The 15,273-nt window shown below is 60.1% G+C and carries 18 protein-coding genes; 10 read left to right on the forward strand and 8 right to left on the reverse strand.

Translation table 11 applies throughout. The features are described 5' to 3' along the window. Window positions 1-132 precede the first annotated feature (132 nt). Together trpA and trpB are read right to left on the reverse strand one after the other, a co-directional pair. On the reverse strand, window positions 133-942 hold the full coding sequence (gene trpA, locus ACWHXD_RS00170) for a tryptophan synthase subunit alpha (RefSeq protein WP_044270232.1): 810 nt from the start codon (window positions 940-942) through the stop codon (window positions 133-135). After that, window positions 942-2,168 (reverse strand): tryptophan synthase subunit beta, encoded by a 1,227-nt coding sequence (gene trpB, locus ACWHXD_RS00175; RefSeq protein ID WP_014716306.1) that lies wholly within the window; start codon window positions 2,166-2,168, stop codon window positions 942-944. Before trpB ends, trpA begins: the two co-directional genes overlap by 1 nt. 109 nt (window positions 2,169-2,277) lie before the next feature. Here trpB and ACWHXD_RS00180 point away from each other — a divergent pair, with 109 nt between their 5' ends. Then, window positions 2,278-3,174, forward strand: coding sequence for a LysR family transcriptional regulator (locus ACWHXD_RS00180; RefSeq protein ID WP_138762515.1), 897 nt, complete (start codon window positions 2,278-2,280; stop codon window positions 3,172-3,174). A gap of 8 nt (window positions 3,175-3,182) precedes the next feature. Here ACWHXD_RS00180 and ACWHXD_RS00185 read toward each other — a convergent pair whose 3' ends face one another. Beyond that, entirely contained in the window at window positions 3,183-3,509 is a 327-nt protein-coding gene (locus ACWHXD_RS00185; protein ID WP_003187304.1) for an ElaB/YgaM/YqjD family protein, read from the reverse strand. A 157-nt stretch (window positions 3,510-3,666) separates the two neighbouring features. On the opposite strand from ACWHXD_RS00185, the gene ACWHXD_RS00190 reads away from it, so the two are divergent. Beyond that, window positions 3,667-3,882, forward strand: a complete 216-nt coding sequence (locus ACWHXD_RS00190; RefSeq protein WP_005783406.1) for a dodecin — start codon at window positions 3,667-3,669, stop codon at window positions 3,880-3,882. Window positions 3,883-3,998: 116 nt separating this feature from the next. Then, window positions 3,999-4,226 (forward strand): DUF1161 domain-containing protein, encoded by a 228-nt coding sequence (locus ACWHXD_RS00195; RefSeq protein ID WP_032894345.1) that lies wholly within the window; start codon window positions 3,999-4,001, stop codon window positions 4,224-4,226. Between the two features lie 58 nt (window positions 4,227-4,284). Here ACWHXD_RS00195 and ACWHXD_RS00200 read toward each other — a convergent pair whose 3' ends face one another. Then, the gene (locus ACWHXD_RS00200; protein WP_138762514.1) at window positions 4,285-5,286 is read right to left on the reverse strand and encodes an LLM class flavin-dependent oxidoreductase; all 1,002 of its coding nucleotides are present in this window, start codon (window positions 5,284-5,286) and stop codon (window positions 4,285-4,287) included. A 220-nt stretch (window positions 5,287-5,506) separates the two neighbouring features. On the opposite strand from ACWHXD_RS00200, the gene ACWHXD_RS00205 reads away from it, so the two are divergent. Next, a complete protein-coding gene (locus ACWHXD_RS00205) occupies window positions 5,507-5,938 on the forward strand; it encodes an OsmC family protein (protein ID WP_078822709.1) in 432 nt (143 codons plus the stop codon). 211 nt (window positions 5,939-6,149) lie between these two features. Next, on the forward strand, window positions 6,150-6,389 hold the full coding sequence (locus tag ACWHXD_RS00210; protein ID WP_003187312.1) for a DUF1161 domain-containing protein: 240 nt from the start codon (window positions 6,150-6,152) through the stop codon (window positions 6,387-6,389). Window position 6,390: 1 nt separating this feature from the next. Here ACWHXD_RS00210 and ACWHXD_RS00215 read toward each other — a convergent pair whose 3' ends face one another. Then, a complete protein-coding gene (locus tag ACWHXD_RS00215) occupies window positions 6,391-6,813 on the reverse strand; it encodes a PA0061/PA0062 family lipoprotein (RefSeq protein WP_098949933.1) in 423 nt (140 codons plus the stop codon). 110 nt (window positions 6,814-6,923) lie between these two features. Here ACWHXD_RS00215 and ACWHXD_RS00220 point away from each other — a divergent pair, with 110 nt between their 5' ends. After that, entirely contained in the window at window positions 6,924-7,967 is a 1,044-nt protein-coding gene (locus ACWHXD_RS00220) for an aminopeptidase (RefSeq protein WP_098949932.1), read from the forward strand. A 95-nt stretch (window positions 7,968-8,062) separates the two neighbouring features. Here the strand turns inward: ACWHXD_RS00220 and ACWHXD_RS00225 are convergent, their stop codons facing one another. Beyond that, complete coding sequence (locus ACWHXD_RS00225; protein ID WP_098949931.1) at window positions 8,063-8,722, reverse strand: HAD family hydrolase; 660 nt, start codon at window positions 8,720-8,722, stop codon at window positions 8,063-8,065. Then, complete coding sequence (locus ACWHXD_RS00230; protein WP_138762513.1) at window positions 8,719-9,261, reverse strand: gamma carbonic anhydrase family protein; 543 nt, start codon at window positions 9,259-9,261, stop codon at window positions 8,719-8,721. The genes ACWHXD_RS00225 and ACWHXD_RS00230 overlap by 4 nt, the downstream gene beginning before the upstream one ends. 100 nt (window positions 9,262-9,361) lie before the next feature. On the opposite strand from ACWHXD_RS00230, the gene prlC reads away from it, so the two are divergent. Beyond that, window positions 9,362-11,413, forward strand: coding sequence for an oligopeptidase A (gene prlC, locus ACWHXD_RS00235; RefSeq protein ID WP_032894337.1), 2,052 nt, complete (start codon window positions 9,362-9,364; stop codon window positions 11,411-11,413). After that, a complete protein-coding gene (locus ACWHXD_RS00240) occupies window positions 11,410-11,685 on the forward strand; it encodes a YheV family putative zinc ribbon protein (RefSeq protein ID WP_010207776.1) in 276 nt (91 codons plus the stop codon). The genes prlC and ACWHXD_RS00240 overlap by 4 nt, the downstream gene beginning before the upstream one ends. A 110-nt stretch (window positions 11,686-11,795) precedes the next feature. Here ACWHXD_RS00240 and ACWHXD_RS00245 read toward each other — a convergent pair whose 3' ends face one another. Then, window positions 11,796-12,446 (reverse strand): dual specificity protein phosphatase family protein, encoded by a 651-nt coding sequence (locus ACWHXD_RS00245; protein WP_138762512.1) that lies wholly within the window; start codon window positions 12,444-12,446, stop codon window positions 11,796-11,798. A gap of 275 nt (window positions 12,447-12,721) precedes the next feature. Here ACWHXD_RS00245 and ACWHXD_RS00250 point away from each other — a divergent pair, with 275 nt between their 5' ends. Continuing rightward, entirely contained in the window at window positions 12,722-13,474 is a 753-nt protein-coding gene (locus tag ACWHXD_RS00250) for a gluconate 2-dehydrogenase subunit 3 family protein (protein ID WP_003187325.1), read from the forward strand. A gap of 2 nt (window positions 13,475-13,476) precedes the next feature. Then, on the forward strand, window positions 13,477-15,261 hold the full coding sequence (locus ACWHXD_RS00255) for a GMC family oxidoreductase (RefSeq protein ID WP_032894333.1): 1,785 nt from the start codon (window positions 13,477-13,479) through the stop codon (window positions 15,259-15,261). Window positions 15,262-15,273 lie beyond the last annotated feature (12 nt).

The raw sequence follows: 15,273 nt of genomic DNA on the forward strand, positions 1-15,273 counted from the left end.
TGAACGCGGCGCCTGTAAGTTTTTCGCGAGCAAGCTCGCTCCTACACATTAGGCGAGATGCCCGCCTCCTTCTGAAGCCTAGCGTATAAGTCGGTGATATTTGGACAGTCTGATCACCGACCGAACAGGCACTTACTTACGTGCGTTGCGCACACCTTCCGACAGCGCCGCGCACAGCGTCAGCACGCCATCAATGGCTTGCTGGTCGTTCTTGGCCGTGGCGATGTGATCGATCAGCGCCGAACCCACTACCACCCCGTCTGCCAGGCGTGCGATGGCCGCTGCCTGCTCTGGTGTGCGGATACCAAAGCCGATGCTGATTGGCAGGTCGGTATGGCGGCGCAGGCGGGTCACGGCTTCTTCGACGTGTTCCAGGGTGGCGGCGCCGGCACCGGTTACTCCCGCGACCGACACGTAATACACAAACCCGGAGCTGCCATTGAGCACAGTAGGCAGGCGCACGTCATCGGTGGTTGGCGTGGTCAGGCGGATAAAGTCGATGCCTGCAGCCTGGGCCGGGTCGCACAGCTCGCCGTTGTGCTCTGGCGGCATGTCCACCACGATCAGGCCGTCGACGCCGGCTGCCTTGGCATCGGCAATGAACTGCGACACGCCATATTTGTGAATCGGGTTGAAATAGCCCATCAACACCAGCGGGGTGTCGTTGTTGTCCTGGCGGAACTCGCGAACCATCTGCAGGGTTTTCAACAGGTTCTGCTTGGCGCCCAGGGCGCGGATATTGGCCAGTTGAATGGCCGGGCCGTCGGCCATCGGGTCGGTGAAGGGCATGCCCAGCTCGATCACGTCGGCGCCGGCGGCCGGCAAGCCCTTGAGGATCGCCAGCGAAGTGTCATAGCCGGGGTCGCCAGCGGTGACGAAGGTCACCAGGGCGGCACGGTTCTGTTCTTTAAGTTGCGCAAAGCGGGTTTGCAGGCGGCTCATCAGTGTTTCTCCTGCTTGGACTGTTCCATATGGTGCATCACGGTCTGCATGTCTTTGTCGCCACGGCCCGAGAGGTTGACCACCATCAGGTGATCCTTGGGCAGGTTTGGCGCGCGCTTGAATACTTCAGCCAGGGCGTGGGCGCTTTCCAGGGCAGGAATGATCCCTTCCAGGCGGCAGCATTTGTGGAAGGCTTCCAGGGCTTCGTCGTCCGTCACCGAGGTGTACTGGACGCGGCCGATGTCATGCAACCAGGCGTGTTCCGGGCCGATGCCGGGGTAGTCCAGGCCTGCGGAAATCGAGTGGGCGTCGATGATCTGGCCGTCGTCGTCCTGCAGCAGGAAGGTGCGGTTGCCGTGCAGCACGCCGGGTACGCCGCCGTTGAGGCTGGCGGCGTGCTTGCCGGTTTCAATGCCATGGCCGGCTGCTTCAACGCCGATAATTTCGACGCTGGTGTCATCCAGGAACGGGTGGAACAGGCCCATGGCGTTGGAACCACCGCCGATGCACGCCACCAGGCTGTCCGGCAGGCGGCCTTCCTGGGCTTGCAGTTGGGTACGGGTTTCCTTGCCGATCACGGCCTGGAAGTCGCGCACCATCGCCGGGTACGGGTGTGGGCCGGCCACGGTACCGATCAGGTAGAAGGTGCTGTCGACGTTGGTGACCCAGTCGCGCAGGGCTTCGTTCATGGCGTCTTTGAGGGTGCCGGTGCCGGCGACCACAGGGATGACTTCGGCGCCCAGCAGCTTCATGCGGAACACGTTGGCCTGCTGGCGTTCGATGTCGGTGGTGCCCATGTAGATCACGCATTGCAGGCCAAAGCGCGCCGCCACGGTGGCGGTGGCCACGCCGTGCATGCCGGCGCCGGTCTCGGCGATGATGCGTTTTTTGCCCATGCGCCGGGCCAGCAGGATCTGGCCGATGCAGTTGTTGATCTTGTGCGCGCCGGTGTGGTTGAGCTCTTCGCGCTTGAGGTAGATCTTGGCGCCGCCGCAGAACTCGGTGAGGCGTTCGGCAAAGTACAGCGGGCTTGGGCGCCCGACATAGTCGCGCTGGAAGTAGGCCAATTCTTCGTTAAACGCCGGATCTACCTTGGCCGCTTCGTATTCGCGGGCCAGGTCGAGGATCAACGGCATCAGGGTTTCAGCGACGTAGCGGCCACCGAACGCACCAAACAGGCCGTTGGCATCAGGGCCGTTGCGTAGATCGGTCTGGGACTGAGTCATGGGACGCTCCAGGAAAGAATGTGTTTAAAGGCAATGACGGTCACTCTACGCGTGACGCCTTGGCCTGAAAACCGATAAGATCGCCGCAACCTGTCAGGAAAACTCACAGATGAGCCGCGACCTTCCTCCCCTCAATGCCTTGCGCGCTTTTGAAGCCACCGCCCGCCTGAACAGCGTCAGCCAGGCTGCGGAGCTATTGCACGTGACCCACGGCGCCGTCAGCCGCCAGTTGAAAGTGCTGGAGGAGCACTTGGGCGTGAGTCTGTTCGTCAAGGACGGGCGCGGCCTTAAACTCACAGATGCGGGTGTAAGGCTTCGCGACGCGAGCGCGGAAGCTTTCGAGCGTTTGCGCGAGGTGTGCGCCGAATTGACCCAGCGCGGCGCCGATGCACCTTTCGTACTCGGCTGTTCAGGCAGCTTGCTGGCGCGCTGGTTTATCCCTCGGCTAGGACGGTTGAATGCCGACTTGCCGGATTTGCGACTGCACCTGTCGGCGGGCGAAGGCGACCTGGACCCGCGCCGCCCAGGGCTGGATGCCTTGCTGGTGTTCGCTGAGCCGCCGTGGCCGGCGGATATGCAGGTGTATGAGTTGGCCAGCGAGCGTATCGGCCCGGTTATGAGCCCACGCTTCGCCGATTTTGAACAGCTGCGCCAGGCTCCGGCGACGGCACTGGCTGAGCAAGCCTTGCTGCACACCACTTCAAGGCCGCAGGCCTGGCCCAGTTGGGCACGGCAACACGGCATCGAGCCCGGCGCGTTGAAACTCGGCCAGGGGTTTGAGCATTTGTATTATTTGCTGGAAGCGGCGGTTGCCGGGTTGGGCGTGGCGATTGCGCCAGAACCGCTGGTGGCAGAGGACCTGCGAGCGGGTCGCCTGGTGGCGCCGTGGGGCTTCAGTGAAACCCCTGCGCACCTGGCGTTGTGGCTACCCAAGCGCGCCGCAGATGGGCGCGCCGGGCAGTTGGCGCAATGGCTCAAGGCTGAGCTGCTGCGCCAACCGGTGTAACCGGTCAATCAGTCACCGCGTTTGCACAGCAGGTAAGCCGCCAGCAGGCCCAGTGCGCCAACGGCGACGCCAGCGGTCGTCCATGGATGCTCTTGAGCGTAGTCACGGGTGGCAGCGCTGGTTTCACGGATTTTGACTTTGCTTTCTTCGTAGGCGTCGCTGATCAGGTGACGAGAGTGCTTGAGCGCGTTCTCGGCATTGCTTTTCAAGGCCTTCAGCGTTTTGCGCGACTCATCGGACGCGTCGTCCTTGAGGCTCTCCAGAGATTTGAGCAGGCTCGAAATCTCGGCTTCCATGCTTTCCAGCGACGCTTTGCGTAAAGAAGTGTTGGCCATGTGGACATCTCCTGAAGTGATTGAGTGGCGTGTGTAGATACCGACTGCGCCGGTTTCAGAAAGTGCAGTAATTCTGAACTTTCGCCTCCCAACGGTCGCCTGAAGCAGTACGCACATTCGCTGCTAGTCTTGATTGACGACCTAAAGGAGAAACGCCATGAGTGATCATCACACGTACAAGAAAGTCGAACTGGTAGGCTCTTCCACCACCAGCATCGAAGACGCGATCAACAATGCCCTGGCCGAAGCCAACAAAAGCATCAAGCATCTGGAGTGGTTTGAGGTGACCGAAACCCGTGGTCACATCAAGGATGGCAAGGCTGCGCACTTCCAGGTCACGCTCAAAGTGGGATTCCGCATTGCCAGTAGTTGATCGGCAGAGTTGAACTTTGCCCGCTGGCCGATTGCCATAACCTGCGCTACAAACAACGGGTGCCGATGCGATGAGCGTCGGCACGCTCTTTTTGATCAGCGCAAGGAAAGTAACGGATGAAGACGTTTCTGTTGGCGGTAGGGTTGTTGAGCATTGCGGGTACCGCTATGGCGGCGGGCAAGCCTTGTGAAGAGCTGAAAAGCGAAATTGCCGCGAAAATCGACGCCAAGGGTGCTTCGGGGTATTCGCTGGAAGTGGTGGACAAAGGTGCTACGCCAAGTGACCACACAGTAGTTGGCACCTGCGAAGGTGGCACCAAGGAAATTGCCTACAAGCGCGGTTAATCTCGTGTTGTGGACATAAAAAACCGACGCAAGTGCGTCGGTTTTTTTCGCCTGGATTTCAGCCCTTCATCACTTGTGCAAGCAGCTCGTAGGAATGAATCCGATCGGCGTGCTCATACAGGTCACTGGTAAAAATCAGCTCATCGGCGCCGGTCTGCTCGATCAACACCTCCAGCTGGGCGCGAATCTTCGCCGGGCTGCCCACCATGGCCAGGCCGAGGAAGCTGCCAACCGCGTCTTTTTCATGGGGCAACCACAGGCCGTCCATGGTTTTGACTGGAGGGCGCTGCACCAGGCTCTGGCCGCGCATCAACGCGAGGATACGCTGGTACACCGAGGTGGCCAGGTAATCGGCCTGCTCATCGGTGTCGGCCGCCACCAGCGGAATGCCGAGCATCACGTAGGGCTTATCCAGCACCGCCGAAGGCTTGAAGTGATTGCGATACACGCGAATCGCCTCATGCATCAAGCGCGGTGCGAAATGCGAAGCGAAGGCGTAAGGCAGGCCCCGCTCACCGGCCAATTGCGCACTGAACAGGCTCGAACCCAGCAGCCACACCGGTACATTGGTGCCGGTACCGGGTACCGCGATAACTCGTTGGTCGGGCGTTCGCGGGCCCAGGTAGGCCATCAACTCGGCCACATCTTCGGGGAAGTCGTCGGCACTGCCGGAGCGTTCACGGCGTAGGGCGCGGGCGGTCATCTGGTCGGAACCGGGGGCGCGCCCCAGGCCCAGGTCGATACGGCCAGGGTAGAGGCTTTCCAGGGTGCCGAACTGCTCGGCGATCACCAGTGGCGCGTGGTTAGGCAGCATCACGCCGCCGGAACCCACGCGAATGGTCGAGGTGCCGCCTGCCAGGTAGCCGAGCAGTACCGAGGTGGCCGAACTGGCGATCCCGTCCATATTGTGGTGCTCGGCTACCCAGAAACGGTGGTAGCCGAACTTCTCCACATGCTGGGCCAGGTCCAGGGAATTACGCAGCGACTGCGCCGGGCTGCCGTTGGCGCGTACGGGCACCAGGTCGAGGGTTGAAAATTTTACGTCGGACAGCGATTTCATAAGCCTGCTTCTCCAATAGGGCGCACAGGCTTTTTTAAACGAGCCAAAACCTGCCGCTGCATGTGCATGTTCTATGCAATGAGGGCATATACCCGAGATTCAATAGGTGGTTCTGAAATTTCCTACTGGATTGCTAGGTTTTTCCGACAAGATGAACTTTGCCGTGGCGTCTATCCTCAGAACCCTTACCGACGCAAAACCACCGTTCGAGGAGAAAGCTATGAGTATCGTTAAAAAGGCATCCGCGCATTGGGAAGGCGACCTGAAGACTGGCCTGGGCTCCATTTCCACGGAAACCGGCGTGCTGCGCGAAGCGCCCTACGGCTTCAAGGCCCGTTTCGAGGGCGGCAAGGGTACCAACCCTGAAGAATTGATCGGCGCCGCTCACGCCGGCTGTTTCTCCATGGCGTTTTCCATGATTCTTGGCGAGGCCGGGCTCAAGGCTGACAGCATCGACACCCAGGCCGAAGTGACCCTGGACCAGGTCGAGGGCGGCTTTGCGATTACAGCCGTGCATCTGATCCTGAAGGCCAAAATCCCAGGCGCGAGCCAAGCGCAGTTCGATGAACTGAGCAAAAAAGCCAAGGAAGGGTGCCCGGTGTCCAAGGTGCTGAATGCGACCATCACCTTGGATGCCACGCTGGTCAACTGACACGGCAGTCATCTTATGTGGGAGCGGGCTTGCTCGCGAATGCGCTGGGTCAGTCGATATCTTCGGTGAATGACACGCCGTATTCGCGAGCAAGCCCGCTCCCACATTTTAGTTCTGCGTTAAATCAGAACTCGTGTTTGCAAAATGTGGTCGAATAGCCCATGCAGCCTAGGCGCACACTCGTGCGCAGCGCATTCAGGGAGCTCCACACATGAAACGTTTTGCCTTGGCAATCATCTGCGGTGTATTGGCCACTTCGGCCGTGGCCGCGCCAAAAGATTGTGAAGAGCTCAGGAAAGAAATCGAAGTGAAGATCCAGGCCAAGGCGATTCCGTCCTACACCCTGGAAATCATCACCGCCGAAGAAGCCAAGAACCATGACGAAGCCATGATTGTCGGTTCGTGCGAAAACGGCACCAAGCGCATCATCTATCAAAAGAACAACGACTGACTCAGATGCAATTCACGCTGCGCTCTTCGGCCAATAACTGGCGGGCGGAGTCGTACAGCCGGATGTTGGGCGTGAACGCCAGTGAGCGCCCTTCCAGCACATAGCGCTGGCCGGCCTGAAAGTGGTCGTACTGCAGCGTCATGAAGCAGGTGCGATACATCATCTGGCTGAGGCCACCCAAACCGCCGCCGGCGGGCACTTCAAAGTCAAAGCGCACCATCAGCTCGTGAGGGCCGGGAGGCATTTGAAAAAAGCGCCCGTCGTCGAGGTTTTTTCCGTCCAGGCGCTGAGCCATCACCAACTTGGAACCCGGTGTCGGCGTGGTGAAATCGACCCAGGCCTGCTGCGGGTCCACAGGGGGGATGGGGGTAGAGGCGCAAGCGCTGAGGAATACAGCGGCGAGGGGAAGCACAAGCTGGCGCATGGCAGGTACTCAACACGAAGAGAGGCTTGAGTATAAACACGCCACGCCGTGGAAAAATCCCCTGCAAGCGCGATAGTCTGGCGAACCAATCACCCAGGAGCAGTCAGTGCATGATCAGGCGTTTTCTTCCAGGGCTGATGGTTGCGCTGCTCAGCGGCTGCTCCAGTGTCAGTTATTACGGCCAGTTGGCGAGCGGCCAGTGGCAGCTGTTGCGGGCCCGGGAGCCGGTAGCCGAGGTCATCGCTGACCCTGCTCGCCCGCCAGTGTTGCGCGAGCATCTGGCTCAAGCGCAGAAAGCCCGAGCCTTTGCCAGCGAACAGCTGCATCTGCCTGACAACCAAAGTTACCGGCTATATGCCGATATCGGCCGACCCTATGTGGTCTGGAATGTCTTCGCCACGCAGGAGTTTTCTCTGTCCCCACAGAACCATTGCTTTCCCATCGCCGGGTGCGTCGCCTATCGCGGCTACTACAACCAAGGTGCGGCGCGGGGCGAAGCGGCACTGTTGCGGCAACAGGGCATGGATGTGTCGATCGGTGGCGTGGAGGCCTACTCCACGCTGGGCTGGTTCAACGACCCGATCATGAGCTCGATGATGAGCTGGGGCGATGAGCGCCTCGCCACGCTGATCTTCCATGAGCTGGCCCACCAGCGCTTTTATGTGAAGGATGACACCGAGTTCAACGAGTCCTATGCCAGCTTTGTCGAGCAGGAAGGCACCCGACAATGGCGTGCGGCGCGGGGCCTGGCGCCTGTCGGCGATGCGGCGTTGAAGCAGCGTGACCAATTTATCCGGCTGATTCTCGATACCCGTAAACGCCTGGAGGCGTTGTACGCGCAGCCGTTGGCAGCGGACGCCATGCGCCGGGCCAAAGCGGCGCAATTCGAACAGTTGCGCAGCGAATACCGGCACCTGCGCGATAGCCAATGGGAGGGTGACAAGCGTTATGACGCCTGGATCAACCAGCCGATGAACAATGCCCGACTGTTGCCGTTTGGGTTGTATGACCAATGGGTGCCGGCGTTTGCGGCGTTGTTTGCGCAGGAAGGTGGGGATTGGGTGAAGTTTTATACTGCGGTGGAGCGGTTGGGTGGATTGCCGGTAGAGCAGCGGAAAGCGGCGTTGAGGCAGTTGGAGAGGGTTGGCCGTTAGGGCCTTATCGCAGGCAAGCCAGCTCCCACAGTTGACCGATTTTCAACATGAGGATGCGGTCAACTGTGGGAGCTGGCTTGCCTGCGAAAGCGCTCTTAAGACCGCTGCAAAAACGCCTGATGCATCTGGTCCAACGTCTCGAAATGCCAGGTCGGTGCCTCGGCATTCAGCTCTTCAAAACTCCCAAACCCATACCCCACAGCGGCCGAATCCAGCCCATTGCTGCGGGCCCCGATCAGGTCATGCTTGCGATCACCGATCATCAAGGTGGTGGCCGGGTCCAGTCTTTCCTCACGCATCAAATGCGCGATCAATTCGACCTTGTTGGTGCGCGTACCGTCCAGTTCGCTGCCGTAGATCACCTTGAAGTGCTTGGCAAAGTCGAAATGCCGTGCAATCTCGCGGGCGAATTCCCACGGTTTGGAGGTGGCGACGTACAGCTGGCGCCCTTGGCTGTTCAACTCTTCCAATAGCGGCATGACGCCGTCGAACACGCGGTTTTCGTACAGGCCGGTAACCTTGAAGCGCTCACGGTAGAAATTCACCGCCTCCCATGCCTTGGCCTCGTCGAAGGCGTAAAACTGCATGAACGCCTGCAACAAGGGCGGGCCGATGAAGTGTTCGAGCTTGGTCAGGTCGGGCTCATCAATGCCCAGTTTGGCCAGCGCGTACTGGATCGAACGGGTAATGCCCTCGCGCGGGTCGGTGAGGGTGCCGTCCAGGTCGAACAGAACGGTGGGGTGATGCAGGGTCATTGATCGAATCCTTCGGCCAGGTGCAGGTCTTTGAGCTTCACGTAGTTCGCCGCGCTGTAGGTGAAAAAGGCGCGCTCTTTGTCAGTCAATGCGCGAACCTGTTTAACCGGGCTGCCCACATACAAAAAACCACTCTCGAGTTTCTTGCCTGGCGGCACCAGGCTGCCGGCGCCGATGATCACGTCGTCTTCGACCACGGCGCCATCCATCACGATACTGCCCATGCCGATCAGGACGCGGCTACCCACGGTGCAGCCATGCAGCATGACCTTATGGGCGATGGTCACATCGTCGCCGATCAGCAACGGGAAACCCTCAGGATTGAACGGCCCGGCATGGGTAATGTGCAGCACGCAGCCGTCTTGCACGCTGGTGCGCGCACCGATGCGGATGCGGTGCATGTCGCCGCGAATCACTGTCAGCGGCCAAACCGAGCTGTCAGTGCCGATTTCGACATCGCCGATCACCACCGCCGAAATATCGACAAACGCCCCGGTGCCGAGGGTTGGCGTGTGGTTCTGATAGGTGCGAAGGGTCACGATAGCCTCTCTCTCTCTGCTGATAGCTGCGGTGGGTGTTGATTGTAATTAAGATGGCCCCATCTTTGTTCTACATGTTTCTTCAGCCAAGGTGCCCACCGTGAGCGCGAACAACCCTCTTTTGCAGTCCTACGACCTGCCGCCGTTCTCGGCGATCCGTGCCGAACACGTGCAGCCGGCCATCGAACAGATCCTCGCCGACAACCGCGTGGCAATCGCAGAGATCCTGCAAAGCCAGGGTAAAAATCCGACGTGGGCCGGCCTGGTCCTGGCCATGGACGAACTCAATGATCGCCTCGGCGCCGCCTGGAGCCCGGTCAGCCACCTCAATGCCGTGTGCAACAGCGCCGAACTGCGCGAAGCCTACGAGGCATGCCTGCCGGCCTTGAGCGCCTACTCCACCGAAATGGGCCAGAACCGTGAGCTGTTCCAGGCCTTCGAAGCCCTGGCCAACAGCCCGGAAGCCGCCGGTTTCGATGTGGCGCAAAAAACCATTCTGGAACACTCCCTGCGTGATTTCCGCCTGTCGGGCATCGACTTGCCGCCGGAGCAGCAAAAGCGCTACGCCGAGGTGCAGAGCAAGCTGTCTGAGTTGGGCAGCAAGTTCTCCAACCAGTTGCTGGACGCCACCCAGGCCTGGACCAAGCACGTCACCGATGAAGCCACCCTTGCCGGCCTGACCGACTCGGCCAAGGCACAAATGGCCGCCGCCGCCCAGGCCAAGGGCCTCGACGGCTGGCTGATCACCTTGGAATTCCCCAGCTACTACGCCGTCATGACCTACGCCCAGGACCGTGCCCTGCGTGAAGAGGTGTACGCCGCCTACTGCACCCGTGCGTCGGACCAAGGCCCGAATGCCGGTCAGAACGATAACGGCCCGGTGATGGAACAGATCCTCGACCTGCGTCAGGAACTGGCCCAATTGTTGGGTTATGCGTCGTTCTCCGAGCTGAGCCTGGCCACCAAGATGGCCGAGTCCAGCGACCAGGTGCTGAGCTTCCTGCGTGACCTGGCCAAGCGCAGCAAGCCGTTTGCCGCCCAGGACCTGCAACAGCTCAAGGCCTACGCCGCCGAGCAAGGCTGCCCTGATCTGCAAAGCTGGGACAGCGGTTTCTACGGCGAAAAACTGCGTGAGCAGCGCTACAGCGTGTCCCAGGAAGCCTTGCGCGCCTACTTCCCCATCGACAAAGTGCTGGGCGGCCTGTTTGCCATTGTGCAGCGCCTGTACGGCATCGAGATCGCTGAGCTCAAAGGCTTCGACACCTGGCACCCGGATGTTCGTTTGTTCGAAATCAAGGAAAACGGCGAGCACGTCGGGCGTTTCTTCTTCGACCTGTACGCCCGCGCCAACAAGCGTGGCGGTGCCTGGATGGATGGCGCCCGTGACCGCCGCCGTACCGTTGATGGCGTGCTGCAAAGCCCCGTCGCCAACCTGGTGTGCAACTTCACCCCGGCCGACAGCGGCAAGCCTGCCCTGCTGACCCACGATGAAGTCACCACCCTGTTCCACGAGTTCGGCCACGGCCTGCATCACCTGCTCACCCGCGTGGAACACGCCGGCGTATCCGGTATCAACGGTGTGGCGTGGGACGCGGTGGAACTGCCGAGCCAATTCATGGAGAACTGGTGCTGGGAGCCTGAAGGCCTGGCGCTGATCTCCGGCCACTACGAAAGCGGCGAGCCCCTGCCCCAGGACCTGCTGGAGAAAATGCTCGCGGCGAAAAATTTCCAGTCCGGCCTGATGATGGTGCGTCAGCTGGAGTTCTCGCTGTTCGACTTTGAACTGCACGCCACCCATGGCGATGGTCGCAGCGTGGCCCAGGTGCTGGAAGGGGTGCGCGATGAAGTCTCGGTGATGCGCCCACCGGCCTACAACCGCTTCCCCAACAGTTTCGCGCACATCTTCGCCGGCGGTTATGCGGCGGGTTACTACAGCTACAAGTGGGCCGAAGTGCTGTCCGCGGACGCGTTCTCCAAGTTCGAGGAAGACGGCGTGCTCAATGCCCAGACCGGGCGTGCGTTCCGTGAAGCCATCCTGGCGCGTGGTGGTTCCCAGGCGCCGATGGTGCTGTTCGTCGACTTCCGCGGACGCGCGCCGTCGATTGACGCACTCTTGCGCCACAGCGGCCTGAGTGAGGACGCAGCAGCATGAGTGAAGGGCCTGTGATCACCAAAAAGCAATTTATCGCCGGGGCTGTCTGCCCGGCGTGCAGCGAGCCGGACAAGTTGAAGATGTGGACCGAAGACAACGTGCCGCACCGCGAGTGCGTGGCCTGTGGGTATACCGATACGCTGAATGATCAAGGCCTGTCGGTGCCCAAGGAATTGGGCACAAGGGTCAATACCTCCGCGTTGAAAGCCCCGGCGGACCCTAAAGTGCAGGCAGTGCAGTTCTTCCCGAACCCGAAGCTGAAAAAAGACTAACCCCGCACCCCCCCTGTAGGAGCGAGCTTGCTCGAGAAAAACGTTAACGAAAACGCGCGTTATCCTGGATAAGCGCGCCGCTGTTGAGTTTTTCGTGAGCAAGCTCGCTCCTACAGTTTTTTCTGTGCCTGGCCCGTTGTGGTGATCCAGTCTTTCATTGAGCACAACGCAAACGCGCTGGTGCTGCAATCCCCATTCGCCAAAGCTGTGCGCAACTTGTCGACATCGGCTCTCATCATGTAGCGAACGCCGTCCTTGAAACCATTGCTGCTGCCAAAGCCGCCCAAGGTCATCTCGTTCAGCGCATCCTCCTTGCTCCACCCCTGAACCACCACCCGATACATCGCTGCCATCAGGCCGGTGCGGTCGGCGCCGTGCTTGCAGTGCATCAACACCGGGCCATCGGCCTCTGCTGCCTGAATCGCCCTGATCGCCGCCAGCACGTCGGAATCGTCGACGTGGTTGGTGCGATAGCTCAACTGCACTTGTTTGATATCAGATGATTGGAGCCACTGCGCATCAGATTCCGGCAGGAAGTTGATGACCGTAGCGATCTTGAGCGTTTGCAACAGGGGCAGCGCACGCTCGTCCGGCAATGCGCTGCGATAGAGCGTGGGTGTCATTTGGTGCAGGTTGTATTGGTTACCCACCGGCTGGGCCCATTCCGGCGAGCGGATCGACGCAGCCTCATCGGCGTGTGCGGTGTTGAGCAGGCTCATGAACGCCAGGCCGAGAGCGAGCAGTATGCGTGTGTTGAACATGAACGTTGTGACCGAGCGAGGAAGTGGTTGATGGGCCACAGACTCACTCAAGGCGGGTCAATACGGCGTGAGGTCCGCGTCAAAGAATCGTGATACTTGCGATCTGATCCGGTGTTTTTGTCGCCGAATTGACGCCTCTCAATTCTTAGCCTGCTATCATTTGTAACTAATGTTTGCCATTGTGCTGTATCTGCTTGGATCCAATTAGCCGCAAAGCCTTCACGCTGCTCCCAGAAGCGGCGGATAAACCCGTGACCACATGATGAGGTGTACCTATGTCTGATCAAGATCAAGACAACCCCCGGCGTGACTTTTTACGCAAATCCTTGACCTTGATCCCGGTGGTCACGGTTGCCAGCACCGGCCTTGGTGGTTCGATGTTGATGGCCACGCCAGAGCCTGCCCAGGCCGAGCCGGCCAAGCCTGCGGTCAGCGATAAAGCCTACGAGCCAAGCTATTTCACGGCCGAGGAATGGGCGTTTATCAACGCCGCCGTCGAGCGCTTGATTCCCGCTGACGCCCAGGGCCCAGGCGCCTTGGAGGCTGGCGCGCCGGAATACATCGACCGCCAGATGAACACCCCTTACGCCAGTGGCGCCCTGTGGTTCATGCAAGGCCCGTTCAACGCCGATGCGGCACCGGAGATGGGCTGGCAGAGCAAATTGGTGCCCAAGGAGATCTATCGCCTGGGTATTGCTGCCACGGATGCGTGGTCGAAGGCGTTCAACGGTAAAGCTTTTGCTGCGCAAGACAGCGCTACCCGAGACGATATGCTTAGGCGTCTGGAAGCTGGCGGCAGCGAAGTGGCGGCGCATTTCGATGCCGTGCCGCCCAAGATGTTCTTCAACCTTTTGCTGCAAAACACCAAGGAAGGCTTCTTTTGCGACCCTATCCACGGTGGCAATAAAGGCATGGTCGGCTGGACCATGATCGGCTTCCCCGGCGCCCGCGCCGACTTCATGGATTGGGTGGAACGCAACGAGCAATACCCCTTCCCGGCTGTTTCCATTCGCGGCGAGAGGGCATAAACGTGGCGACCATCATGAAGAAAGTGGATGCAGTGATTGTGGGCTTCGGCTGGACGGGCGCGATCATGGCCAAAGAGCTGACAGAAGCAGGCCTCAACGTGGTAGCGCTGGAGCGCGGCCCGATGCAGGACACTTACCCAGACGGCAACTATCCACAGGTCATCGACGAATTGACCTACAGCGTGCGTAAGAAGCTGTTCCAGGACATCTCCAAAGAAACGGTGACCATTCGCCACAGCGTAAATGACGTCGCCCTGCCCAATCGTCAGTTGGGCGCTTTCTTGCCGGGTAATGGCGTTGGTGGTGCGGGGCTGCACTGGTCGGGCGTGCATTTTCGCGTCGACCCGATTGAGCTGCGCATGCGCAGCCATTACGAAGAGCGCTACGGCAAGAACTTCATTCCCAAGGACATGACCATTCAGGACTTCGGCGTCAGCTATGAAGAGCTGGAGCCGTTTTTCGACTATGCGGAAAAAGTCTTTGGCACCTCCGGCCAAGCCTGGACGGTCAAGGGCCAACTGGTCGGCGAAGGTCGTGGCGGCAACCCCTACGCGCCAGATCGTTCCAACCCGTTCCCGCTGGAAGCGCAGAAAAATACCGTCTCCGCCCAGCTATTTCAGAAAGCGGCGACCGATGTAGGTTACAAACCTTACAACCTGCCGTCGGCCAACACGTCGGGACCGTACACCAACCCCTACGGTGCGCAGATGGGCCCGTGCAACTTCTGCGGCTTTTGCAGTGGCTACGTGTGCTACATGTACTCCAAGGCCTCGCCGAACGTGAACATCCTACCGGCCTTGCGCCAGGTGCCGAACTTCGAGCTGCGGCCCAATTCCCACGTGCTCAAGGTCAACCTCGACAGCACCAAGAAGAAAGCCACCGGCGTGACCTACATCGACGCTCAGGGCCGCGAATGTGAACAGCCGGCGGACCTGGTGATTCTTGGCGCCTTCCAGTTCCATAACGTGCGTCTGATGCTGCTGTCCGGCATCGGCAAACCCTACGACCCGATTACCAACGAGGGTGTGGTAGGCAGGAACTTCGCCTACCAGAACATGGGCACCATCAAGGCGTTCTTCGACAAGGACACCCACACCAACAACTTTATCGGCGCGGGCGGCAATGGCGTGGCCATCGACGACTTCAACGCCGACAACTTTGACCACGGCCCTCACGGCTTCGTGGGTGGCTCGCCGATGTGGGTCAACCAGGCGGGCAGCCGGCCGATTGCCGGTACGTCCAACCCACCGGGCACCCCGGCCTGGGGCAGCGCCTGGAAGCGCGCCACCGCCGATTACTACACCCATCAGGTCTCCATGGACTCCCACGGAGCCCATCAGTCCTACCGCAGCAACTACCTGGATCTGGACCCGGTTTACCGCGATGCCTACGGCCTGCCGCTGCTGCGCATGACCTTCGACTGGCAAGAAAACGACATCAAGATGAACCGCTTCATGATGGAAAAAATGGGCAAAGTGGCCCAGGCCATGAACCCCAAGGCCATCGCCGTGCTGGGTAAAAAGGTCGGTGAGCATTTCAATACCGCCTCCTACCAGACCACCCACCTCAACGGTGGCGCGATCATGGGTACCGACCCGAAAACGAGCGCGTTGAACCGCTACTTGCAGAGCTGGGATGTGCACAACGTGTTTGTCCCTGGTGCTTCCGCTTTCCCACAAGGCTTGGGCTACAACCCTACCGGCCTGGTGGCAGCGTTGACCTATTGGTCGGCTCGAGCGATTCGCGAGCAGTACCTCAAAAACCCCGGCCCACTGGTTCAGGCATAAGGAGCGATGACC

The sequence above is a fragment of the Pseudomonas fjordensis genome, assembly GCF_976987115.1.